We start from the raw sequence: 24,014 nt of genomic DNA, 5'->3' as shown, positions 1-24,014 counted from the left end.
CCGTGGTATCGACCCGACTGTATGCAGCGCGGAGTGGGGAGTAGTGCTCAGTTGCAGTCCTCGAGTTCGATACTCGAGGCCGTCGGTCCGCTCGAGTCGGCCGTACGGCGAATCGCCATGCTCGTCCGGGGTCCGTAAGAGCCCAAAACCGGACTGACTGCTTGGCGAACTGCCGGCAACGACTCGACCCGTCAGCGTGTGGAATCCCACTACTCGAGCCACGTCGAGAAACGGGCCGGTTTGGAAAATCGGAGCGGAAGCGAGGGTGGAAATGAGTCTTGGCAGTCGGAGAGAACCCCACCCTCGTCCGGTCGGTGAACAGGAGGAAACCGTTTATTCGAGTCGGAAATCGGGACGTATCAGGTTCTCACGGGTCGAGAATCGAGAGGAAGCGCCGAAATAGACCGAACCGATCCGAACCGTCGTCGAAACCGCGACGGAATTACTGCTCGCGTGCGTTGTACTGGACGTCGACCGTGGCGTCGCCGAGGATCTTGAAGTCCTCGATGTCGCCGTCGAACCAGTAGGCGTCGAGCCAGCCGTCGACGCCGCCGCGGACCGTCGTGTCCTCGATGACGTCGGCGTCGTTGATCGATGCGTCTCGGTACTGAGCCTTGATGACCTTGCCCGTCACGCGGAACGAGTACGTACTCGGTCCGGCACCGGTGCCGTCGAAGACGATCGCGTGCGGGAGGAGTTCGGGGTCGCCGTACTCCTCGAGGTCGATCTCCTCGCCGTCGACCGTGACCGTCGCCTTGCCGCCGGTCATCGTGACATCGGTCAACGCCCCGGAGAAACGGAAGCGGAGACTGTCGCTGGTGACGGTGCTCTGGACCGTCGAGCCCGAGATGGTCGTCGCCTCGTCCTCGGGGTCGTCGTCGCCCGCGAACTCGATCTCGCCGTCGACCGTGATCTCGAAGCCGACCGGAACGCCCGGCCCCTGTACCTCGAGGACGTGAGGGAGGTCCGCACCGAAGTCCGTGGGATCGACTCGCTCGCCGTTGACGGAGGCCGTACCGGGGCCGTCGACGGTCAACTGTTCGATCTCGCCGCTGAATTTGAAGGCGTCCTTCCAGTCGGCGACGCCGCCGTAGACGGTGCCGTCCTCGATGGCGTCCTCGTCGTCGATCGAGGCACCGTCGTAGCTGCTTCGCTCGACCTCGCCGCTGACGGAGAACTCGTAGCGAGTCGAGTCCTCGTCGCTCCCGTTGATCAGGATGATGTTCTGCAGGACATCGTCGATATCGGCGGGATCGATCTCGACGCCGTTGACGCGGACGGTCGCGTCACCGTCGACCGACAGGCGCTCGATCTGGCCGTCGAACCGGAACGCGTCGAGGTAGTCGGCGACGGTGCCGCTGGCGCGGTTGCCGTCGACCGACGCCGCTTGGTCGATGGTCGCGTTTTCGTCGGTGCTCGCCTCGACCGCGTCGCTGACGACGAACTCGTAGCTCGTGGCGTCGGCCGTGCCGTTCCCGTCGAAGACGATCGTGTTCGCCAGCGACGATTCGGATGTGTCTTGCCCCGGTTCGGGGCCGGGCGAGGGCTCGGAGGAGCCGCCGCTCGCAGCCTCTTCGGCGGAGGTCGGGACGCCCTCGGGCATCGAGAGATCGGGGTTGGACCCGAGCCCGCTCCCGCGGGAGAGTTGGACGTTCCCGCGCTGGCTGATCCCGTCGAACTGCGTGTTGTCGATGCTGATTCGGGTCGTCTCGCCGTTCCGGCCGAGGTGAATCGCGTTGTTGTAGGACCCGGAACTGAAGTCGCAGTTCGAGACCTCCATCCGTCCGGGGTTCCAGCCCCAGAAACAGCGGCCGTTGTACCGGCCGTTGCCGTCGTTGTACGCCACGGAATTCGTACACTTCGAGCCGTCGGAGCTCAGTCGGAAGCTCGAGACGTAGTTGTTCGCCGCGTAGCAACTGTCGATGTGGACGGTGCCACCGTTGCCGTTGTAGCCGGGGGCGGACGCGTAGATCCCGTTGTTGGGCCAGTCCTGGACGTTGCAGTTCCGAATGTCGATGTGGCCGCTGTGTTCCGGGGCGACCCAGATCCCACACTGCCCGTGGGAACTGTAGCTGCTCGGCCGGATACAGCCGTCTCCCATGTAGACGTTTTCGATGGTCGACGTGTTGCCGCCGACGTCGGCGACCGCAATCGCGTGCCTGTCGTGGCGGTGGGTCCCGACGAAGCCGACGTTCCGAATGGTCCAGTTCGTCGAGTCTCGAGCGTAGAGGCCGAACCAGTTGCCGTTCGAGAAGTCGATGATCTTGTTCTCGAAGACCTCGCCGTCGTCGAGGCGGTACCACTCGTTGGAGGCTTCGATGACCTCGTAGTCCTCAGCGGCGGCCGCGCTGCCGGTCGCCAGTCCGCCGCCGACCACGGACGCCGCACCCGTCAGCTTCAGGTACGAGCGTCGGTCGAGTAATCTGTTATTACCGCTCCCATCGCCGCTCTCGAGGCCGCTATCCGATGATTCGTCGTCATCCAATACCGAATTGTCGCGTGCCATGCGTTCGGGTAACGAAAGTATGCCACCATAAACTTTCTCCTTAATTCTTCATAAAATAAACAGACTATCACGGATTCGTGTCTATTTCTTATTTAATATATTGTATTATAGTACGGTTGTTTTATATTGGAATCAGCAGACGGCTCCGAGGTAAGAGTCTATTACCGGCGTTTCATCCGGATACGCGGACCGTCTACACCGGCGATAAGTTACAAAACACGGACAAAATTGAACGCCGACTGAACGCCGATTGCGGCAATCGGCGGCTATCGAGTCCATTTACGAAACATTCGAGAAATAATATATCTGCGAGCCAGAACCCGCTGTAGGTGGAAGGGGACAGTGGAACAGCGGAGCGCAGCGATCGTGGGAGTCCGACGGAACTCCCGCGAGCAGCGACTCACGTGGGTGACCGAATCAGCCGACTCGAAGAAAACGACCGTCGACGCGATGAACGCGGCGCGTTATCGCCGATAGGCGGGTGTCGGGTTAGATGTGAGCTTTGATCTCGTAAACGTCGACGAGCCCGCTCGCGACGGACAGCACCGCCCAGACCGCGACGCCGGCGGCGATGACCGCGAGCAGGGTCGCGATTCCGGTGACGAACGGCTGTAAGGCGACGACGGCGGCGGTCATCGCGAGGGTCACGCCGCCGGCGGCCCCGATCGACTTCCCGAGTCGCCGCCAGTGAAGGTCGAGTTCGCGGTCGATGAGATAGACGTTGTACACCACCATGAGGCCGTAACAGAGCGCCGTCGAGGTCGCCGCGCCGACGACGCCGATCGCGGGGATCAAGAGGAGGTTCAGCCCGAAGTTCATCCCGCCGGTGATCCCTTTCCCGACCGCGCGTTCGGTCGCCCGCCCCAGGTAATCGAGGCTGTCGTTGGTGATCTTATCGATCGCCTGAAACAGGACGTAGACGCTAAACACCTGCAAGACCGGCGCAGCGCCGGCGTAGGCCTCGCCGAAGACGAACCGGATGCCGGGATCCGCGAGGAGGACGATCCCGGCGACCGCCGGCAGGTACAACAGGAGGACGTACTCGAGGGACTGCTCGTAGACGCGGGCGGCCCGCTCGAGTTGTTCGGACGACTTGTGCTCGCCGAACGTCGGCGCGACGGTAAAGCCGAGCGAGTCCGCGGGCGCGATCACGAACGTCGAGACCTGCTTGGCGAGTTCGTAGAAGCCGACGGCCACCGGGGTCAGGAAGAAGCCGACCATCAGCGTGTCAACGCGCTTGTACAGCGTGTTCGCGCCTTGGGAGGCCGTCAGCGGCAGGCTGTACCTGATGATGCGTTTCGAGAGGCCGGGCTCACCGGCGTCGGTTGCCGGATACGACGCAAGGATCTGATAAAGGAAGTAGCTCCCGACGAGCACGGAGCCCAGATAGCCGGCGACGAAGCCGGCCAGCGCGCCGTACGCGCCGAAGCCGGCGACCACAAAGAGGACGATGAAGCCGAGTCGCCCGACGCTCGAGACCGTACTGGTCGCCGCAGTCAGGGTGACTTTGCCGAAGCCCTGGAACGCGATCAGCAGGTAGCCGTGTGCGACCTTGACGACGATGTAGATGACACCGAGCGCCAGTAGCGGTTCCAGCCCCGGCTCGCCGTAGGCGGCGGCGATCACGTCCCGGAAGAGGAAGAACAGGACGCAGACGACCGCCACGGTGAAGACGTTGAACGCGATCGACGAGCGGACGATGTGACGGATCTGGGACTCGTCGGTGTTTCGATACTCGGTGACAAACTTCGCCATCGACTTCGGGATTCCGAGGGTTCCGAACAGGGTCCCGATCGAAAAGACGGCGATGGCGAGGAATATCAGCCCGTACTCGTCGGGCGAGAGGAAAACCCGCGTGAGCAACAGGGTGATCGCCCCTTGCGCGCCGAGTCGAAGCAGTTCGGCACCGAACGTGGCCTTGACTCCGCGGACGAGACGCTGTGAGAGTGACATTGGAAACGAGGAACTGGGCGGCTATCGCCGGTCGCTACAGGTCGGCCGGAACGGACTCCTCGTCGTCGGGCGTGACGGGCTCCTCCGCCAGCACGGTGTCGGCCGCTTCCGACGGGTCCGCCGCACTCCCCTCGCGGCTCGGTCGGGCAGCGTCGCGGATGGTCTCCATGATGCGGATCGTCCATTTCGACTGCTCGAGGGGCACCGGGACCTCGGCGTCGCCCTCGATCGCGTCGACGAACTCGTCGAAGATCGCACAGTGGGAGTTCGTCTTGGTCTCCGACTCCCAGCTGTCGTCGAACCGCGAGGTCGCGACCGCCTTGACGTTCTCGAGCGTGCTGGAGGCCTGTGCGAGGGAGACATCGAGGCTCTTCTTCGAACGGGCGATGACCGAGGACGTGTAGTCCTCGTCGACCTCGTAGAGCGACTGGTTGATCTCGTCGACGATGAGCGACTTCTCGGAGCCCGTGATCACGTGAAGGCGCTGGGGCAGCGTCCCCGAGAGCATCGTCACGTTACAGAGGGCACCCTCCGCGGAGACGTACTGCGCTTGGGCTTGGTCGTACTCGAAGTCCTCCTCGTAATTAGTCGAGAGGACAGTCTGTGCGGAGATATCTTCATCGCGTTCGGGCCAGCCGCCGATGCCGAGGACCGAGTAGATCGGGTGGGGAAGCCCCTCCTCGAATTCGCCGCCGGGGAGTTCGAACACCCACGACCCCCGATTGACCTGATCTGGCGGAGTGAGCCCCGCGTAGAGCGTATCCACGGACTTAACGTGGCCGAGTTCGCCGGCGTCGATCAGCTCGCGGGCCTTGCGGACCGCCGGGTAGAACAGGTGGTTGTGGATGACCGTAACTGGCGTGTCGTGTTCGCGCGAGAGCGTCTGTAGCTGTTCGACCTCCTCGGCCGTGACGGTCGCGGGTTTTTCGATGATGACGCCGACGCCGGCCTCGATCGCCTGCCGGGCGATCTCGAAGTGGGTCTGGACCGGCGTACACACGTGCAGGCAATCGAGCTCGTCGAGGAGTTCGGTGAAGTCCGTGACGGCCATCGTCCCGAACTCTCGAGCCCGTTCCCGAGCCAGTTCCTCGTCGAGATCACAGACCGCGACCAGTTCCATGTCAGGGTTGTTCTGCGCGCCCGCGAGATGCGCTCGCGAGACCGTTCCTGCGCCGACGACTGCGGTTCGAACGACCATGACAAAGCGGACAGTACTCCGATCATTAGTTTTAGACCGATTACTTCACGACCGCTAACCATCTCGCGGCGTGCCGACCCAGTACGGACCTGTTACTGATACCAACCCACTGCTGGGACGACTCGCACAGCGGTCGCTGGTTCGTTCCGTCGACACCAGAGAAGACGACTCGGCGTTGCGATTCGAGACCTGCCGGCTCGAGCGGGGTCACGATCGGTCAGAGACGGCTCTCGAAGGACACGCGTGGGACACTCGAAAAGCGGCTCCCGCGCCAGGAACAGCTGCTGGCACGCGACTGTTCCGGTAGTGGATGACGGTCGTCGGGAGCCGTCTGACCGTAGGGAATCAGGTAATAAAAAGCCTTCTTAGCGATCCGACACCAGCGGCCGTCGGTTGCCCCACCCGACTGGGGCGACCGGGACGCCTGCGCCGCTTGCGGGACGAAGGGTGAGACGCGGTCGGGTGGGTCGAGACGTTCGAGCGGCTCGAGGACCGAACAACCGTCACAGGACTCGAGACGAACGAGAGGAGTACTCCGGCCGGACGTTTGTAGTTAAGAGATGGACCGTCGGCGTGATCCTCGGATCACTCGATCCGGGAGAGCTTGCCGTCGACGTTGCGTTCTTGGGAACGGTTTCGGACGACGTGTGCGGTCGAGAGACAGAGGAAGGCGGCGACGACGACGCCCGCGAGGGCGGCAAGCGGCACGGCCGAAAGCAGCGGCGCGCCGAGAAGCGCCGCGCCGAGGAGGGTGGCACCGACCACGCTGAGTCCGGCGTACCACCGATCCCAGCGGTCCTGTCGGTGGGTGTCGGTGTCGAGGTACATCATGAGCAGGTCGGCGTTGTCCGCGAGCGAGATCAGCCCGCGGTCCTGATCGTACTCGACGATCCCGGCGTCGTCCATCTTCGGCAGGTGGGTCTGATAGAGGGCGACGTAGACCCGTTTGCGCTGGTCGGAGCTGAGCGCGTTGACCTCGGTGTCGTTTTCCCATGCCGCGATCTGTTCGGCGAGCTCCCCGAGGGTGACCGTTTCGTCGGCTTCCAGCAAGTACGCGAGGACTTCCCGGCGACGGCGATTCTTTAAGAGCTCGAAAATAACGTCCTTGGAGAGCCGTTCGTCCTCGTCGGCGTCGGCGACCGACGCGATCTCGTCCGGGAGCGACGTATCGATCGAGGACATTATGCCGCCCCTCCGGCTGTATAGACTCCATTCGAGCTGGGGGTCCCCTGACACCGAGCCTTCGTCGTCCCGAAGCGTCGGCCCAACGGCGACCGCTGTACGTTCGAACGGCAGGTCGAAATCACGATTGACACACCAAGTTGAACACCAACAGAGATACTCTTAAGCACAGCCACGTTTCGCACCGGCTGCAAAGGAGGTACGGGACGGCTTCTAGACGGTGTCGCCACACCGTCTGACCGCCGCTGTGACGGGCGGTTCCGGCCGCCGTCGAAGCCGCTCGGTATCACCTGATTGCGGTCGTATATCGGCGGCGTACGCCCACCCCGTCTGCGGGGGAACTCGACGCTAGTGCGGTCCGACGGACTGTTTTCAAACACGGCACTGGTACCGAACGTTCGAACCGATCACGATAAAGTCGAACGACAGTTCACAGCCGAACGACGGATTTACTCCGTGAACCATCGGTTTACGGGCCCGGCCCGGGACAACGATCGCCAGCTTTCATGTGTCATGCCCACATTGGCCATGATGGGTCGAAACGACCGGCTGACGGCCGTTTCGCCCGGACACGACCGATGGGACACGGTCGCGATACGACCGTCGTAGCTGTTCGCTCGAGGCAGTTGACGGTCGTATCGCTCTCTACCTCTCTTCGGAGCTATCGACCGGAACAGACCGGCGATTCCCGGTATATGAGTCGCCGTGATCGGTCCGGTGAATCGACACACTGACCGATACCCGGTGGGCTCGTAAGTCGGTGTTTCCCGCGAAACCATGTGAACCCCTTACAGTGGCAGCATGACTTTCCTCCGGTACTGATGACGCGGTCTATCATCGATCAACACAGCACCGAATCACAGTCCGAGGAGGTCGAGACCGGTCTGTGTCCCGACTGCGAGACCGACACGATCGTTCACGATCCGGACCGCGGGGAACAGGTCTGTGCGGAGTGTGGTCTCGTCCTTACCGAAGATCCCATCGATTACGGGCCGGAGTGGCGCGCGTTCAACGCACAGGAACACGACGAACTCTCCCGGGTCGGCGCGCCGCTGACCCAGTCGATGCACGACCGGGGGCTGACGACGACCATCGACTGGCGCAACAAGGACGCAAACGGCCACTCGATGTCGGCCGATAAACACGGCCAACTCCATCGACTCCGGGTCTGGCAGGAACGAATCCGAACGAAAAACGCGGGCGAACGCAACCTCAAGTACGCCCTCTCCGAGATCGACCGCATGGTAAGCGCGTTAGGCGTCCCCAAGCCAGTAAAAGAGACTGCAAGCGTCATCTACCGGCAGGCCCTCGAGCAGGACCTCATCCGCGGGCGCTCGATCGAGGGCGTCGCGACCAGCGCCCTCTACACGGCGTGTCGTAAGGAGGACATTCCCCGGAGCCTCGAGGAAGTAACGGCCGTTTCACGCGTCGACCAGCGGGAGATCGGCCGGACCTACCGCTACATCGCGGACGAGCTGGACATCAACTTGGAGCCGACGAACCCCCGGCAGTTCGTCCCGCGGTTTTGCTCGGAGTTAGACGTCGACAAGGACGTCGAAACCAAGGCCATCGACATCATCGATCGGACGACCGAGCAGGGGCTCCACTCCGGCAAGTCGCCGACGGGATTCGCCGCCGCAGCCATCTACGCCGCCGGCCTGCTCTGTGACGAGACCATCCCGCAGCGAGCGGTCGCCGACACCGCCCAGACGACCGTCGTCACGGTTCGGAACCGGTATCGCGAGCAACTCGAGGCGATCGATCAGCAGCCAGCTACATGATCGAGCGCTCGTCCTCGCTCGTGTCGCCGGTGTAGAGGTCCTCGTCGGCCAGCGCGTGGAGATTGGCGTAGGGCACGAAGGCGATGAACTGATCGTCTCCGTCGTAGAGATCGACGCCGTTTTCGCTCCGGTCGTACCGGTCGCATTCGATCTGTCCCTCGGGGAGGATCGCGCGGTACATACTATCACGGATGACGGCCAGTCGCATATAGGTACCACCCGTTTCGGCTTCCGGTTCGGTCTCGAGGAACCGTCGGCTCGAGCCCCCGCCGGAACGGAGCCCGGCACGGGCCGACCGCGAGCCGCCGTCGGCGAGCGAAATCCGTTTATCCGCACCGCCGTTAGGGCCGGGCAGTGACCGACGATCGTTCTCCGACCCCCGCAGACGAGCAGCGAGGCGAGCCCACAGCGTCGGGTGACGCGGCGCCGACCGACGCCGGCGACGAGGGAGCCGACGGCGACAGCGAGGCCGCCGCCGAGTTCACGATCGCCGACTTCCACGACGCCAGCCAGCGGGAGGGCCGCCCGGTCCTCACCGCCGCGGCCGTCTCTCGAGCCCTCGAGATCCCTCACGAAGCGGCCACCACTCGACTCGAGGCCCTCGCCGAGCGAGGCGAGCTACAGCGCCACGCCGTCTCGACCGATCCGGTGGTCTGGTATCCGACCGAACTCGAGGACCTCACCGATCGCGAGCGGGTGGTCGTCTTCCCGAAGCGCCGGGAGATTATCGTCGACCGCCCGGACCAGTTCACGCGCGCGCAACTCTCGCAGTTCGCCCACCTCGCGGACGGCAACGGCGAGCAGGGCTATCGCTACGTCGTTCGACCGGAGGACATCTGGGGGACCCCACACGACTCCTTCGAGGATCTCGCGCGGACGATGCGGCAGGCGCTGGGCCAGCGATCCGAGAAACTCGAGGACTGGGTCGAGAGCCAGTGGGACCGGGCCCACCAGTTCCGGCTTGTGACCCACGACGACGGCTACACCGTCCTCGAGGGCCAGAGCGCGGAGATCATGGGCAACGTCGCCCGCCAGAAGTTAGACGAGGAACACGTCCACGCGCCGATCTCCGAGACCGAAGACTGGGTCCAGGAGGGCTCCGAAGCCGCGATCAAGCGCATCCTCTACGAGGCCGGCTATCCGGTCCAGGACCACCGCGAACTCGAGTCCGGCGAGGAACTGCCGATCGATCTCGAGGTGTCGCTGCGGGACTACCAGCGGACGTGGGTCGATCGCTTCGCCGAGGCCGGCGAGGGCGTCTTCGTCGGCCCGCCGGGCAGCGGGAAGACCGTCGCCGCAATGGGCGCGATGGCCCACGTCGACGGCGAGACCCTCGTCTTGGTGCCGAGCCGCGACCTCGCCCAGCAGTGGGCCGATACGATCCTCGAGTACACCTCGCTCGAGGCCCACCAGATCGGCCAGTACCACGGCGGCCGCAAGGAGGTCCGCCCGGTGACGATCGCGACCTACCAGATCGCGGGGATGGATCGGCACCGCTCGCTGTTCGACGACCGCGAGTGGGGGTTGGTGATCTTCGACGAGTGCCAGCACGTCCCTTCGGACGTCTACCGGCGCAGTACGCACCTGCAGTCCAAACACCGACTCGGACTGTCGGCCAGTCCGATTCGGGAAGACGACCGCCAGACCGAGATCTTCACCCTCGTCGGGCCGCCGATCGGCACCGACTGGGAAGCGCTGTTCGACGCGGGCCACGTCGCCGAACCCGAACTCGAGATACGCTACGTGCCGTGGGGCGACGACGAACAGGCAAACGCCTACGGCTCGGCCGACGGCCGGGAAAAGTACCGGATCGCCGCGCGCAACCGAGGCAAGATCGACGAGGTCCGCTACCTGCTGTCGGCCCACCCCGACGCGAAGGCCATCGTCTTCGTCGACTACCTCGAACAGGGCCGGGAGCTCTCCGAGGCGCTCGAGGTCCCGTTCCTCAGCGGCGAGACGCCACACCACGAGCGCCGGCGGCTGTTGGACGAGTTCCGCCGGGACGAGCGCGATCTGTTGCTCATCTCTCGGGTCGGCGACGAGGGGATCGACCTGCCGACCGCCGACTTGGCGATCGTCGCCTCCGGGCTCGGCGGCTCCCGCCGGCAGGGGACTCAGCGGGCCGGACGGACGATGCGGCCAGCGGGCGGCGCGCTCGTCTACGTGCTCGCGACGCGGGGCACACGCGAGGAGGATTTCGCCCGAAAACAGCTCCAGCATCTGGGCCGCAAGGGGATGACGGTCCGCGAACAGACGGTCGAGCGCGACGAGGACTGAGCGGCCGGTCTTGGGAGTGTCCCGCAGTCCGGCGGCTATCGAGGACGGAGCCGAGGCCAATATTGAAGGTCGCGTATTCGAACTGTACTGATAGTATGAACGAGCCGCGCGGACGCGAGGTGGTGGGCCAGTGAGCGACGAGGAATCCAAGCAGCGACAGATCCTCGTCGGTGAGACGGACAGCGGTGCCGACCTCAAACTGCCCGTCGTCGAACTGCTGACCGGTCGCGGGTTCGTGACGGGGAAATCGGGCTCCGGCAAATCGAACACCGCATCGGTGATCGCCGAGGAACTGCTCGAGGCCGGCTACCCCCTCCTCATCGTCGACACGGACGGCGAGTACTACGGGCTCAAAGAGGAGTACGAGATGCTCCACGCGGGGGCCGACGAGGAGTGTGACATCCAGATCGGGCCGGAACACGCCGAGCAGATGGCCACGATCGCCCTCGAGGAGAACGTGCCCGTCATCCTCGACGTCTCGGGCTATCTCGACGAGGACGTGGCAGACGAGTTGCTCCGGGAAGTCGCCCGCCAGCTGTTCGTCAAGGAGAAGAAGATGAAGAAGCCGTTCCTGCTGGTCGTCGAGGAGGTCCACGAGTACATCCCGGAAGGCGGCGGCGTCGGCGAGACCGGCAACCTGCTGATCAAGATCAGCAAGCGCGGGCGCAAACACGGCCTCGGCATCGTCGGGATCAGCCAGCGGCCGGCCGACGTCAAGAAGGACTTCATCACGCAGGCGAACTGGCTCGTCTGGCACCGGCTGACCTGGGACAACGACACGAAGGTCGTCGGCCGGATCATCGACACCGAGTACAAGGAACTCGTCTCCGATCTCGACGACGGCCAGGCGTTCGTCCAGACCGATTGGACCGAGGTCGACGTCCGGAAGATCCAGTTCCGCCGCAAGCGGACCTTCGACGCCGGCGCGACCCCCGGCCTCGACGATTTCGAACGGCCCGAACTCAAGTCCGTCTCCGACGCGCTGGTCGGCGACCTCCAGAACATCTCCGAGCGCAAGGAGCGCGAACAGGACCGGATCAACGAACTCGAGACCGAACTCGAGAAAAAGGAGAAACGCATCGAGACCCTCGAAGACGAACTCTCGTCGGCGCGGGACGTCTCGAGTGCGGCCAGACAGATGGCCGACGCGCTGAGCAACACGGACACCGTCCAGTCGCAACTCCCCGCCGAGGGCGAGGACCTGCGCCGGCTTCACGAGGAAATCGCCGATCTCGAGGCCGAACGGGACGAGCTACAGGAGGAGCTCGAGGCACGCGACGAGCGGATCGAGCACCTCGAAGATCGACTCGCGGGACAGTCGGCGGAAGTCGATCGGCTCCGGGCGGAAAACGAGCAGTTGCGCGAGGTCGTCCGCGACCTCGAGAGCGAGGAAAGCGAATCGGCGACCGGCGAGGACGAGAACGCTGCAAGCGACGGCGATTCGGCGTCGTCGATCGTCCAAGCCGGCGGCGACGACATCGAGTTCGGCTACACGCCCGTCGACGAGGACCCGGATCAAGAGCCGGCGGCCGACGACGAGTCGGGGTTCGTCGTCGCGGACGAGGAGCGCGAACTGTCGGAGCTGCTCGAGGTGGCGTGGATCGGCGATCGAGTCACTCGCGCGTGCGAGGGCTCGCAGTGTTCGGCCGAGACGGCCGAGACGATTCTGGAACTGTTCGCAACGGAGGGCCGCCTCCGGACGGAGACCGTCGCTGCTCGAGTCGACCGTTCGCGGGTCGCCGTCCAAAGTCTTGTCTCGGAGCTTCGCACGGAGGGGCTGCTCGAGCGGTCGGCCGAACGGGCGTACGCGCTGAGCGACGACGTCCGCGCGGAACTGCCGGCGGCGGCCGCCGATCGGTAGCGCTGGATTCGCATTCGGTCGACCGGGAAGCACTCGCGTTCGATCGGCGGACGTGACAAAAGAGACGGCTTCACCGCCGCAGTCGGTCCCCGACGGCCTCGATCGCCGACGGCCCAATACCCTGATGGACCGGCAGCGCGACGAGTTCGTCCGCGAGCCGGGTCGACGTTTCGTAGGTCTCGTCCTCGCGGACGGACTGACGGAGGATCGGCCACGTGTGGGCACCGACGACACCACAGTCCTCGAGTTCCGCGAGAAACGCCTCCGACTCGCTTGCCCGCACCGGAAACTCGTACGGGCTGATTCCCGTCGGCAGCCGATCGTAGAGCGGGGTCAGATCGTCGCGCCCGTCTAGGATCTCCTGCCACGTCCGGAAGTTCTCCCGTCGAGTGGCCCGGATCGCCTCGGGATCGGCGGCGTCCGCGACGAGCGCCGCGAACCGCGACATGGGGACTTTCGCGGCCTCGTAGCGGCCGCTCGGGTCCACGGACGACGAGTCGTCGCCGCCGTCGGAGAGGAAGGCCTCGACCGACCGGTGGAGCGACGGGCTGGTCTCGAGGACGCGTTCGGCGACCGAACCAGCCACGTACCGGCAGTCGGCGGTCGCGATCCGGCCGGAACGGCCGGCCAGCGAGGAGGGAGTGAAGTTCGATGTGACCTCGTCGTCGGTGCAGTAGAGCACCGCGCCGTCGGGGACCGGCAGCAACTTCCGCAGCGTCGTGACGCCGAGGTCACCGTGAGTGCCGAGCAGCGTTCCGTCGTGAACACTGAGCGGCGAGTGGGCGTTGTCGTCGATGTGATAGCAGTCGTACTCGTCGGAAAGCGACGCGATTCGCTCGAGGCCGGGCTGTGGGAACCCGAAGTAGTTGACCGACATCACCGCGACGGTGTCGTCGTCGATCCGGGATTCGAGGTCCCCGAAATCCGGCGCGAGGGTCTCCTCGACGGCGTAGAACCGCGACTCGAGTCCGAGGTCGTGGAACGGTTCGACGACGGCCGGCGAGAGGTAGGCGGGAACGAGGACGTTTCCGCCGGGTTCGACGAGGCCGGCGAGGCCGTCCCGGAGCGCGACTTTCCCGGCACCGTAGTACGTGTGCGTGCTGTCGGGGGCGTGTCGTTCGACGAACCGGTCGATCCCCGGCCCCGATCGCGAGACGGAAACGTCGAAGACGGATGGAGTAGCGCTGATCATGCCTGAGATCGGTCCGAGGAGACGGGAGCGGTAGCGACGGTCATCGGCGTAATACGGCGTCGAGCGGGACCTTAGTGATAGGGACGGTACAACCCGCCGATCGCGCGGAAATCGGCGCGTACACGCGTCGATCAATCCTGACTGTCACGCGGGCTGATTTGCTATCCCGATCGTAGAGCGGGCAGCGCGAGCTTACGACTCCTGAGCGGGTTGCATAACAAAGCCGACCCGACCGGACAACGCCACCATGGCAGGTTCGACCGACAATAAAGACCTTCGTCTGCTCGTCGTTGGGCTCGACGCCGGCTGTTTACCGGTGCTCGAGCCGCTATTCGAGTCGGGCGAACTTCCGACCCTTCAGGGGGTGTTCGAGGGCGGGGCGGCGGGGCCACTCGAGTCCCAGATTCCGCCGTGGACGGCGAGCGCGTGGCCGTCGCTGTACACGGGCAAGAATCCGGGCAAGCACGGCGTCTACGACTTCCTCTCGTTCGACGGCTACGACTGGAGCGTCGTCAACGGCACCCACGTCCGGGAGCGTCCCGTCTGGGAACTCCTGAGCGATCACGGTCTCTCGAGCGTCGTCGTCAACGTTCCCGTGACCCATCCCGCGCGGGCCTTCGACGGCGCGTTGATTCCTGGGCTGACCGCCCCCGAAGACCCGGACTGTCACCCGGAGGGGATCCTCGAGGACGTCAAGTTCGCCTGCGGCGGCGACTACTGGCTCTACCCACGGAGCGGGCCGGCACCGGCCCGCTCGATCGATGGGTACGAACGCACGATCGAACTCCGCGGGAAGGCGTTCCGGTATCTCTGCCGGCGGATGGAACCCGATTTCGGCTTTCTGCAGTTCCAGCAGACCGACTCCGTGTTTCACGAGCGACCCGGGGACAAGCGAGCGATCGAGGCGGTCTACCGCGCGGTCGACCGCCAGCTCGCCGAGACACTCGAGCGGACCGATCCCGACAACGTCCTCGTGGTCAGCGACCACGGCATGGGGAAAGTGTCCGGCGAGGCGTTCCGGATCAACGAACTCCTCCAGGCCGAGGGCTACGTGCAGTCCCGGAGCGGCGGCGCGGGGATGCCGAACTGGTCGACGTCCTGGGAGAACGACCTCCTCGAGGGGGCCGAAGCCGGTGAGAGCGAGGCGAGTCCGCTCGAGCGGGCGATGAACCTCGCCGCGACGGCCGGGCTCACGACCCAGCGCGTCGCGAGCGCGCTCGACCGCGTGGGCCTGAAAGAAGCCATCGGCACGCGGGTGCCAAACGACATGATCCGGGCAGCGAGCGAACAGGTCGACTTTCCGGCGTCTCGGGCCTACGTCCGCTCGAAGAGCGAACTCGGCGTCCGCATCAACCTCGCCGGCCGCGAGCCCAACGGGCAGGTGCCCGAGTCGGCCTACGAGTCCGTCCGCGAGGACCTCATCGAGACGCTCTCGGCCGTGCGGACACCCGACGGGAAGCCGGTGTTCGACGCCGTCGAGCCCCGCGAGCGGTACTTCGAGGGAGAGTACGTCGACGACGCCCCCGATATCGTGACGGTTCCGGCGGGGTTCGACAACGAACTCGACGCCGACCTCGGTAAGCCGCGGTTCGGCGAGCCGATGGACTCGTGGAATCACAAGCGAACCGGCGTCGTCGCGGCCGCCGGCCCGGCGTTCGACGAATCCGCCTCGCTCGAGGGGGCGTCGATCTTCGACGTCGCACCGACGATCTGTTCGCTGTTCGACGTGCCGATCGACGCCGCGATGGACGGCGAGGCGCTCCCGGTCGTCGACGGGAGCGCAGAGGAACCGTACCCGGCCTACGACCGGGAGCCGATCACGGCGACCGACGACGGGACCGTCGAAGACCGACTGTCCGACCTTGGCTATCTATGAGTATCGAGATACGCGTCCTTGATCCGCGCACCGATGCGGACGAGTGGAACCGCTACGTCGAGCGATCCGACGGCACGAACCCGTTCTTCCGGGCCGAAGCGCTCCGGTTGCAGGCCGAGGACACCGGATCGACGCCGCACCTGCTCGCCGGCTTCAAGGGGCAGGAACCGGTCGGCGTCTTCCCGGTTTTCGAGTACACCAAGGGGCCAGTCACCGGGGCCTTCTCGCCGCCCCCACACTCGTGGACATCGTACCTCGGCCCGTCGCTGCTGAACGTCGACAAGCTGAAACAGCGCAAGGTCGACCGCCGGACCAAGCGGTTCATCGAGGGCTGTCTCGAGTGGGTCGACGACGAGATCTCGCCGCTGTACTGCAAGTTCGTCACGGCGGAGTTCGACGACATCCGGCCGTTCGTCTGGAGCGAGTACGACGTCGAACCCGGAAACACGTACGTCGTCGACCTCGAGGGCAGCGAGGACGACCTATTGAAGCGGTTCAGCAGCGACGCGCGGAGCAACATCCGGAACGCCGACGAGGACAGTTACACGATCGAGGAGGGCGACGCCGACGACGTCGAGCGCATCGTCGAGAAGGTCAGGGAGCGCTACCAGAGCCAGGACGAACCGTTCCGGCTGAGTACCGACTTCGCTCGCTCGCTCTACGAAACGCTTCCCGACGGGGCGATCCGGCCCTACGTCTGTCGCGTCGACGGCGAGTTCCTCGGGGGGATCTTGGTCGTCGAGTCCGAGCGGACGCGGTACCGGTGGCAAGGCGGCGTCAAACCCGACGCCGACGTCGATATCGCGATCAACGATCTGCTGGACTGGCACGTCATGCGCGACGGCCTGCACGGCTCGGCCGAGGAGTACGACCTCGTCGGGGCCGGCGTGCCGAGCATCAACCGGTACAAGGCGAAGTTCAACCCGCGACTCGAGACCTACTACGAGATCACGTCCGGCTCCTTCGGGGTCGACCTGCTGGTCGATCGGTACCAGAAACACCGGTAACGGCGATCGTCACGGCGGCCGCTCCGCGCTCTACTCGGCGATCCGATACTTCGACTGCCGGGCGTCCTCGAGACAGACGCGGCTGGTGACGAGGTCCCGATCCGCTAATTTCCCGAGCGCGTAGCGAACGGTCCGGGGACAGAGCCGGGATTCGGCCGCGATCCCCTCTTGGGTCAGCGGCGCTTCGTACTCGAGGACTTTGTAGACCAGTTTCGCGCTGGGCGGGAGTTCGGCGAGCGCGTCGTCGCTGTCGCCGTCGCCGCTGTTCTCGCCGGACTCGGCCGCCTCCTCCAGTTCAGGATCCGGTTCGGTCGCGCTCATAGGTGGCGGTCGATGGAATCGGCCGGTGTAGGTTCGGATCGCGGCGCTCGAGTCGGCGATCGATCGACGCTTCTCGTCCCGGTCGGCCGGAGCCGAGTCGCGGTGCCGTCGGCTCGCGAATGCCGTCCGTCGGCGGCGTGCTGTGCCGGTTTCATTCTCACTCGAGCGTACCGGTGTAACTCATATATACGGCACTGACAGTTCAGAACGACAGGGAGGAACTAACGATGGGGCGATCGACCGGGAACGAGCGGCAGTCGCTGCGAGCGGTCGCTGTCGAATGGCACGGACGATGCCGGAGCGGCCTCGAGACCGGGATCTGGCTCCGTTTCGGACGGGGGATCGGATTAACCCGTGCATAGTAAGGCGCTCGCCGCTGTCAGAGGGAGGTATGTTCGGAACCAGCGGTATCCGCGGACGGGTCGGCAGCGAGGTGACGGCGGCCGTGGCACTGTCGGTCGGCCGCGCGGTCGCCTCGGAGGGACACGATCGGGTCGTCGTCGGTCGCGACGTCCGCGAGAGCGGATCGATGTTCGTCGACGCGGTCGGTGCGGGACTGCGCGAGTGCGGCGCGGACGTGCTGACGGTCGACATCGAGGCGACGCCGACGATCGCCCGCGCGATCGACCACCTCGAGGCCGACGCGGGCGTCGTCGTGACGGCCTCGCACAACCCGGCGACGGACAACGGGATCAAGCTCTGGAATCCCTCGGGGAAGGCGTTCGGACCCGACCAGCGTGCGGCGATCGAACGGCGGATTCGCGAGGACGACTACGAACTGGCCGATTGGGACGGCGTCGGCGACCGATACCGTCGCGAGGGCGTCCGGGATCACCACGCCGCCGCGCTCCGAGACGCGGTCGACCTCGAGCGCGAACCCAGCGTCGTCGTCGACGTAGGCAACGGGGCCGGCGGGATCACGGCGGCGGTGCTCGACGAGCTCGGCTGTCAAGTGCGGACCCTGAACGGACAGGAGGACGGCTCGTTCCCCGGACGGCCCAGCGAGCCGACCGAGGAGACCCTCGCGACGCTGTCGACACTGGTCGCGGCGACGGACGCCGAACTCGGGGTCGCCCACGACGGCGACGCCGATCGGATGCTGGCCGTCGACGGAACCGGGACGTTCGTGCCGAAAGACGCGCTCCTCGCCATCTTCGCTCGCGAGGCGGCGGGCGAGGATGACCGCGTCGCCGCGCCGGTCGATACCAGTCTCGCCGTCGACGACGCGCTGGCCGGCGTCGGCGCGTCGCTGACGCGCACGCAGGTCGGTGACGTCTACGTCGCAGAGCGGACGACCGAGCCCGATGTCGTCTTCGGCGGCGAACCGAGCGGTGCGTGGATCTGGCCCGAGGAGACCCGCTGTCCGGACGGCCCGTTCGCGGCCTGCAAGCTGGTCGAACTGGTCGCCGAACGGGGATCGCTGTCCGAACTCGTCGCCGATATCGAGCAGTATCCGATCCGGCGGACATCGATCGAAGTCGAGGACAAAGCGGAAGTGATGGCCGACGTGGCCGAGCGGGTTCGCGAGCGATACGACGACATCGAAACGCTCGACGGCGTCAGAGTCGAAACCGAGCGCGGCTGGTTCCTGCTCCGTGCGAGCGGCACGCAGCCGCTGATCCGCGTGACCGCGGAGGCGCGGTCGGCGGCCGACGCCGAGGAACTGTTCGAGACCGCACGGGCACTCGTTACCGAGACGGTCGCGGTGGACGCCTGATACGGATCGCTGTAACGGGTTTCCGGCCCGATCCCAGCGGTCGGCGTTGGGCCGGCAATGACTTACGGCGAACCGTATGAAAAGGACGTGCTGTCCCGCGAAATTCACGATTCGGCGGCGAACGAAGGCCTTGGGACGGCGCTCGAGGCGGGGTGAGCGTACGAAACGGCTATCTCGCTTCTTTCGGGATGAAATCGGAGGTCTTCATCTCGCGGTACGTCGCGCAGTCGGGACAGGCGTGGACGACATCGCGGTTGTCGCCGAAGACGCGGGCGAACTGTCGCGTCACCTGGTTGCCACAGTTGACACACCGAGGGGCGGTCGTTTGCTGGCCGGACGTCATGGGCGTCCACTTGGCGGATGGATCCGTCGACATCAACAACCCGTAGCGACAGAACGGTATTTACTATAGACCGCATAATTCACCTCGCGATGGTTAGTCGATGATTTCGGCGGTGATGGACCGGCCGGAGAGACAGTCCCGACATCGAGAGTTTCAGCGGCTCTTTCGTGAGAAATACGATATTTCGAGACGGTAACTAGATATTTCACCGGCGATAAATGGCAGGCTGACTAGAAGATCTGGGGGCGTCGACCGGGATCGGCGAGAGCGGCGACTCGAGGGTGACTCGGATTCGGGACCGACTGGAATCGAGTGGGCAGTCGATGCCGTCAGCGGCGTAGAAATCAGTCAGAAAGAAATCAATTCAGTTCTGTGCTATAACAGCCGTGTGAGCTACCCACCGCTAAAGCGGTGGGTTTCGCCTTACACGTTCTACAATTATCCGTCGGACCGAACGCGTGCGTTCGCGGCGCGACGACCGAACCCGGCGAAACAGTCGATCGAGACCGGTAGGCGCGGCTCGATCCGGTCGCGGCCGGGTCTCGCGCGACTTTCGTTTTACCTATGGTGTCTGATATACCACGGTTATCAGGTAGTCCCTTTATATCGTCTCGAACACCTAGTCCAACTGGAGGGTATCGGTCGATACCCACGAGTCCGGTGGTGCCGCCATCGGACTGTTCGATCACCGCAGTGACCCTCCACGTTCGATTCCGACATCGTTCGAGTACGGGTCGTACTACCGACGCCGTGCGGACCGGACTACGGGGGTGGTCTCGGGTCCTGCGGCCTCGCTGACCCCTACTCGAGTCCGATTGTCTTCTGCCGTAGCGCCGAGATGAACGATATCCGGGAGCGGTCGGGTTCGACCGCGAGACGAAACCGGGACTCGAGCGCAGCGGATCGAATCACGAGGACGCCGACACCCGAAAACCAGCGAGCGGCGGAACCGAACTGTGCTCCGGCGCTATTCAACAGTGACGCTCTTCGCGAGGTTTCGCGGCTTATCGATCGGTCGGTCGAGCAGGTCGGCCGCGTAGTAGGAGACCAGTTGGAGCTGGACGTTCGCGAGCAGCCCCGCCAGGTTCGGCTCGGTCTCGGGAATCGAGAGGTGCTCGTCGGCGGCCTTGACGGCCGGGTGGCCGTCCGGACAGACCGCGATGACGGGCGCGCCGCGGGTCTGGGCCTCCTCGGCGTTTTTCAGTGTCTTCTCGTCCTCTTGACCCGTGAAGATCGCGAACACCGGCGTCTCGGGCGTGACCAGCGCCAGCGGCCCGTGTTTGAGTTCGCCCGAGGCGAAGCCTTCGGCGTGCTCGTAGGTGATCTCCTTGAACTTCAGCGCCCCCTCGAGCGCCACGGGGAAGCCGAGGCCGCGGCCGATGAAGAAGTACGACTGACTGTCGCTGTACTGTTCGGCGATCGACTCGGCGGCCGACGACGCGAGCAAGTCGTCGAGCCGTCCGGGCATCGACTCGAGTTCCGGCAGCAGCGACTTGAGATCGGCCGGCGGCTCGCCCTGCAGGTCGCCGGCGATGCGCTGGCCGAGCAGCGTGAGCATGACGGCCTGGGAGGAGAACGTCTTCGTCGCGGCGACGCCGATCTCCGGCCCGGCGCGGATGAACAGCGCGTCGTCGGCCTCGCGGGCGGCCGTCGACCCGACGACGTTCGTCACCGTGAGCGTGCGAGCGCCCTCGGCGTCGGCCCGTCGAAGCGCAGTGAGCGTGTCGGCCGTCTCGCCGCTCTGGGTGACCGCGATCACCAGCGTGTCGTCATCGATCGGCGGCGCGGACACGCTGTACTCGTTTGCGAGCAGCGCGGTCGACTGCACGCCGGCCTGATTCAGCGTGAGCGAGCCGTACAGGGCGGCGTGGTAGGAGGTACCACAGGCGACGAACTGGACGCTGTCGACGTCCTCGAAGGTGTCGGGTTCGAAATCGGACAGGGCGATCCGTTCGGTCGCAGAATCAACCCGTCCCTCGATCGCTTGGGCCAGCGAGGTCGGCTGTTCGTTGATCTCCTTGAGCATGAAGTGATCGTACTCGCCTTTCCCCGCCTGCTCGGGGTCCCACTCGACCGTCTCGGGCGTGCGCACGACGGAGTCCCCCTCGAGGTCGGTGAACTCGACGCCGTCCTCGTCGACGACGACGACGTCGCCGTCCTCGAGGTAGACCACGTTGTCGGTGTACTCGAGGAAGGCCGGCACGTCGCTCGCGAGGAAGTACTCGCCGTCTTCCATGCCGACCACGAGCGGGGAGCCCTGCCGGGCGGCGTAGAGGACGTGCTCGCCCGAGACCATCGCGGTGACGGCGTAGCTGCCCTCGAGTTCGTCGATCGCCTGCCGGAACGCCGCCTCGCTGTCGAAGCCCGCGTCGAGGTAGTACTGGACGAGGTGGGGGATGACCTCGGTGTCGGTGTCGCTCGTGAACTCGTAGCCGTTTGCCGCCAGCCGTTCCCGGAGCGCGGCGTAGTTCTCGATAATCCCGTTGTGGACGACCGCGACGTCTTCGCTTTCGTCCGTGTGCGGGTGGGCGTTCGCGTCGGTCGGCGGCCCGTGGGTCGACCAGCGCGTGTGGCCGATCCCGACCTCGCCCGTGAGTGGGTCGCCGATCGATTCCTTCAGTTCCTCGACCCGCCCGGACCGTTTCTGGACCTTGATACCGGAGCCGTTCTGGACGGCGACGCCGGCCGAGTCGTAGCCCCGATACTCGAGGTTCTCCAGTCCGGTCAGAAGCGGCTCGAGGGCGTTACCGTCGCCGACGCGGCCGATGATTCCACACATCTGCTGATCACCGACCGTCGGGCCGTTCGAGACTGACGTGTGGCCCGGACACGAGAGCGGTTCCTGCAGACGACGCGTCGTTGGACCCGCCGGCCTCCGGCGGAGAGCGGGAATGGGACGGGGCGGTCCGGCGGTCCACAGCGGTCGGTCGAGAGGGTGGGCGGTACGCAACCATAATCGAATTGCAAACCTCCCGAACCCATTACTATAGACGGACTACTGAATCCCGTAGTCCGCGTGTACTCCGCCGCTGGCCGGTCGTGACGGGCGTCTCAAATACTGCGCGGTGACGATATTTCTATCGTTAATTTCCGACAGTAAATTTCTCAGAGCGGCTCACGCGTCGGATTTCCGGGCGCTGGCGCGGTCGTCGGAATCGTATGCCGACCGAACAGCCACCCGGTGTTCGAGTACGGAGCGACGAACGAGCGGTATTCGTCGCCAACCAGCGGTAGGGAGCGGGAACAAGCGCCGTTCGATCGGCGGGTCGAACGGCGACCGCGACGGTGGCCCGAACCGGCCACGAACGAGCCTCGAGCGGACTGTGAGTCCGCTACGGACGACCGGAACAGAGAGCGTCGATCGCGCGGCCGGCCGCGCAGTGCGGAGCGCGTCGAGATAGAATAAACCGCCACACCTTTTGGGGTGGGGCGAGACTACCACGTATGGGTTTTGGTAGCTACGACGAATCCGAACAAAAAGAGCAGACGACCGACGACGAGGACGTAGATGCCGTTAACGTCCACGAAAACGATCATCAGGGCGAAATGTCGTTCGAGTCCGACGTCTCGACGGACGAGCTGGTCGACCAGCTCGGCTCGATGAAAGACGACGACGAAGACGAAGAGTAAGTCGTCCGGAGGCGTCGGGACGAGCCCGGTCGCACTCGTTCGATCCCGCCTCGAGACGCCCCGTCCGGCTCCGATCGACTCGGTCCGTGGTTCGATTTTCTCATTTCAGACTCGACACGGAGCGATGGGTATGGATCGTCTCGAAGACGAGCCCGAGAAACCGGTCGACTGCAGCCGATTGCGTTCAGGAAAGCGTCGCCGCACAGAGTTCGCCGATCGCCCGCCGGAGCCGTTGGGAGACGGCCGACTTCGAGACGTCGAGCCGGTCCGCGAGTTCGTCCTGGGAGATGCCGCGGGGAACGTCGAAGTACCCCTCCTCGTGGGCGACGGCGAGTAACTCCTGTTGCTTGTCGGTCAGGGCGACGACGCCGTCGCCCTCGTCGTCGGAGACGCGGAGGTGATCGACCGTGACCGAGATATCTCGCTCGCGACAGTACTCGTTGAACGAAACGAGGCGCTCGCGGTCGGGGAACCGAAGTTGAACGAGCCACCCGTTCCGAGCGCTCGAGAGTTCGAGGACCCGGCCGCCGACGGCGGCGGTTTCGGCAGTGAAGGTGCGCGCGCAGTCGGTGACCGCGACGCGGTAGACCCGCCGGTCGGGATAGCGATCGACGAGGACCGGCTCGGCGACGGTGGGGTCCGTCTCGAGGGCGGCTTCGAAGTCGTCGAAGTCGGAGCCGTAGGCGGTGACGAAGACGAGAGTCCGCCCCGGTTCGACGGTCGTCCAGTACTCGGGCTCGACGGTGATATCCGAGGCCCGTCGCAACGTCGAGCGCAGGAACAGGTCCGGGTGGTCGAGCCGGAGTTGGGCGACGATTCCGCCCTCGGCCTCGGACGGGATTCCGGACCGACTGCCGGTTTCGGCAGCGGGTTCGGAGTCGATGTCGGTTACGTCTTCGGCCTCGGTCACACCCTCGGTATCGGCCACCTCCTCCGCGTCGGCGATATCGATACTCATCGGCACATCTGCCATCCGGAGAGATGACCGCCATAATTACTGCTTACCTCGAACGCACTCATTGAACGATGTATTACGAGCCGAGTACATGGTCGTGGACGCTATACACGGAACTCGAGCCGAACCCGACCGCTATATTGATTCATCTATCAGCGAGTCATCCGCTTTGATTGAAACGGAAAGAGTGAATTATCGGGCTCGAACGGCCGGTA

Annotated in this window: 17 protein-coding genes; 7 read left to right on the top strand and 10 right to left on the bottom strand. The window is 65.1% G+C overall.

Annotated elements, in window-relative coordinates; genetic code table 11:
* Positions 1–442 precede the first annotated feature (442 nt).
* The 4 genes from C489_RS11510 to C489_RS11495 form a co-directional block, all read right to left on the bottom strand.
* Complete coding sequence (locus C489_RS11510; protein WP_006431433.1) at positions 443–2,506, bottom strand: right-handed parallel beta-helix repeat-containing protein; 2,064 nt, start codon at positions 2,504–2,506, stop codon at positions 443–445.
* A gap of 489 nt (positions 2,507–2,995) precedes the next feature.
* Entirely contained in the window at positions 2,996–4,459 is a 1,464-nt protein-coding gene (locus C489_RS11505) for a flippase (protein ID WP_006431432.1), read from the bottom strand.
* Between the two features lie 34 nt (positions 4,460–4,493).
* The gene (locus C489_RS11500; RefSeq protein WP_006431431.1) at positions 4,494–5,657 is read right to left on the bottom strand and encodes a Gfo/Idh/MocA family protein; all 1,164 of its coding nucleotides are present in this window, start codon (positions 5,655–5,657) and stop codon (positions 4,494–4,496) included.
* Between the two features lie 585 nt (positions 5,658–6,242).
* Complete coding sequence (locus C489_RS11495; protein ID WP_006431430.1) at positions 6,243–6,839, bottom strand: DUF7344 domain-containing protein; 597 nt, start codon at positions 6,837–6,839, stop codon at positions 6,243–6,245.
* Between the two features lie 821 nt (positions 6,840–7,660).
* Between C489_RS11495 and C489_RS11490 the strand changes: the two genes are divergently transcribed.
* Positions 7,661–8,620, top strand: coding sequence for a transcription initiation factor IIB (locus C489_RS11490; protein ID WP_006431428.1), 960 nt, complete (start codon positions 7,661–7,663; stop codon positions 8,618–8,620).
* Here the strand turns inward: C489_RS11490 and C489_RS11485 are convergent.
* Entirely contained in the window at positions 8,613–8,801 is a 189-nt protein-coding gene (locus tag C489_RS11485; protein ID WP_049890808.1) for a hypothetical protein, read from the bottom strand. The two genes, C489_RS11490 and C489_RS11485, sit on opposite strands and share 8 nt — an antisense overlap.
* Positions 8,802–8,974: 173 nt before the next feature.
* Between C489_RS11485 and C489_RS11480 the strand changes: the two genes are divergently transcribed.
* A complete protein-coding gene (locus C489_RS11480) occupies positions 8,975–10,897 on the top strand; it encodes a DEAD/DEAH box helicase (RefSeq protein ID WP_006431426.1) in 1,923 nt (640 codons plus the stop codon).
* Positions 10,898–11,027: 130 nt separating this feature from the next.
* Positions 11,028–12,758 (top strand): ATP-binding protein, encoded by a 1,731-nt coding sequence (locus C489_RS11475; protein WP_006431425.1) that lies wholly within the window; start codon positions 11,028–11,030, stop codon positions 12,756–12,758.
* 70 nt (positions 12,759–12,828) lie between these two features.
* Here C489_RS11475 and C489_RS11470 read toward each other — a convergent pair whose 3' ends face one another.
* Entirely contained in the window at positions 12,829–13,950 is a 1,122-nt protein-coding gene (locus tag C489_RS11470) for a DegT/DnrJ/EryC1/StrS family aminotransferase (protein WP_006431424.1), read from the bottom strand.
* A gap of 247 nt (positions 13,951–14,197) precedes the next feature.
* On the opposite strand from C489_RS11470, the gene C489_RS11465 reads away from it, so the two are divergent.
* Together C489_RS11465 and C489_RS11460 are read left to right on the top strand one after the other, a co-directional pair.
* The gene (locus C489_RS11465; RefSeq protein ID WP_006431423.1) at positions 14,198–15,826 is read left to right on the top strand and encodes an alkaline phosphatase family protein; all 1,629 of its coding nucleotides are present in this window, start codon (positions 14,198–14,200) and stop codon (positions 15,824–15,826) included.
* Complete coding sequence (locus C489_RS11460) at positions 15,823–16,833, top strand: lipid II:glycine glycyltransferase FemX (RefSeq protein ID WP_006431422.1); 1,011 nt, start codon at positions 15,823–15,825, stop codon at positions 16,831–16,833. Before C489_RS11465 ends, C489_RS11460 begins: the two co-directional genes overlap by 4 nt.
* Before the next feature lie 30 nt (positions 16,834–16,863).
* Here the strand turns inward: C489_RS11460 and C489_RS11455 are convergent, their stop codons facing one another.
* Positions 16,864–17,154, bottom strand: coding sequence for a helix-turn-helix domain-containing protein (locus C489_RS11455; protein ID WP_006431421.1), 291 nt, complete (start codon positions 17,152–17,154; stop codon positions 16,864–16,866).
* A 391-nt stretch (positions 17,155–17,545) separates the two neighbouring features.
* Between C489_RS11455 and glmM the strand changes: the two genes are divergently transcribed.
* Positions 17,546–18,871 (top strand): phosphoglucosamine mutase, encoded by a 1,326-nt coding sequence (glmM, locus tag C489_RS11450; protein WP_006431420.1) that lies wholly within the window; start codon positions 17,546–17,548, stop codon positions 18,869–18,871.
* 169 nt (positions 18,872–19,040) lie between these two features.
* On the opposite strand, the gene C489_RS11445 is transcribed toward glmM, so the two are convergent.
* Together C489_RS11445 and glmS are read right to left on the bottom strand one after the other, a co-directional pair.
* On the bottom strand, positions 19,041–19,247 hold the full coding sequence (locus C489_RS11445; RefSeq protein ID WP_006431419.1) for a DUF7563 family protein: 207 nt from the start codon (positions 19,245–19,247) through the stop codon (positions 19,041–19,043).
* Positions 19,248–20,181: 934 nt separating this feature from the next.
* Positions 20,182–21,993 (bottom strand): glutamine--fructose-6-phosphate transaminase (isomerizing), encoded by a 1,812-nt coding sequence (glmS, locus tag C489_RS11440; protein ID WP_006431418.1) that lies wholly within the window; start codon positions 21,991–21,993, stop codon positions 20,182–20,184.
* Positions 21,994–22,658: 665 nt separating this feature from the next.
* On the opposite strand from glmS, the gene C489_RS11430 reads away from it, so the two are divergent.
* Positions 22,659–22,844 carry a DUF5786 family protein gene (locus tag C489_RS11430; RefSeq protein WP_006431416.1) on the top strand — a complete coding sequence of 62 codons (186 nt, stop codon included), beginning with the start codon at positions 22,659–22,661 and terminating at the stop codon, positions 22,842–22,844.
* A 184-nt stretch (positions 22,845–23,028) separates the two neighbouring features.
* Here C489_RS11430 and C489_RS11425 read toward each other — a convergent pair whose 3' ends face one another.
* Positions 23,029–23,802: a helix-turn-helix domain-containing protein gene (locus tag C489_RS11425; protein ID WP_006431415.1), complete on the bottom strand. Its 774-nt coding sequence runs from the start codon at positions 23,800–23,802 to the stop codon at positions 23,029–23,031.
* Positions 23,803–24,014: the final 212 nt, after the last annotated feature.

It is taken from the genome of Natrinema versiforme JCM 10478, assembly GCF_000337195.1.
Lineage (GTDB): Archaea > Halobacteriota > Halobacteria > Halobacteriales > Natrialbaceae > Natrinema > Natrinema versiforme.
This window is presented reverse-complemented; position numbering and strand designations above follow the sequence as displayed.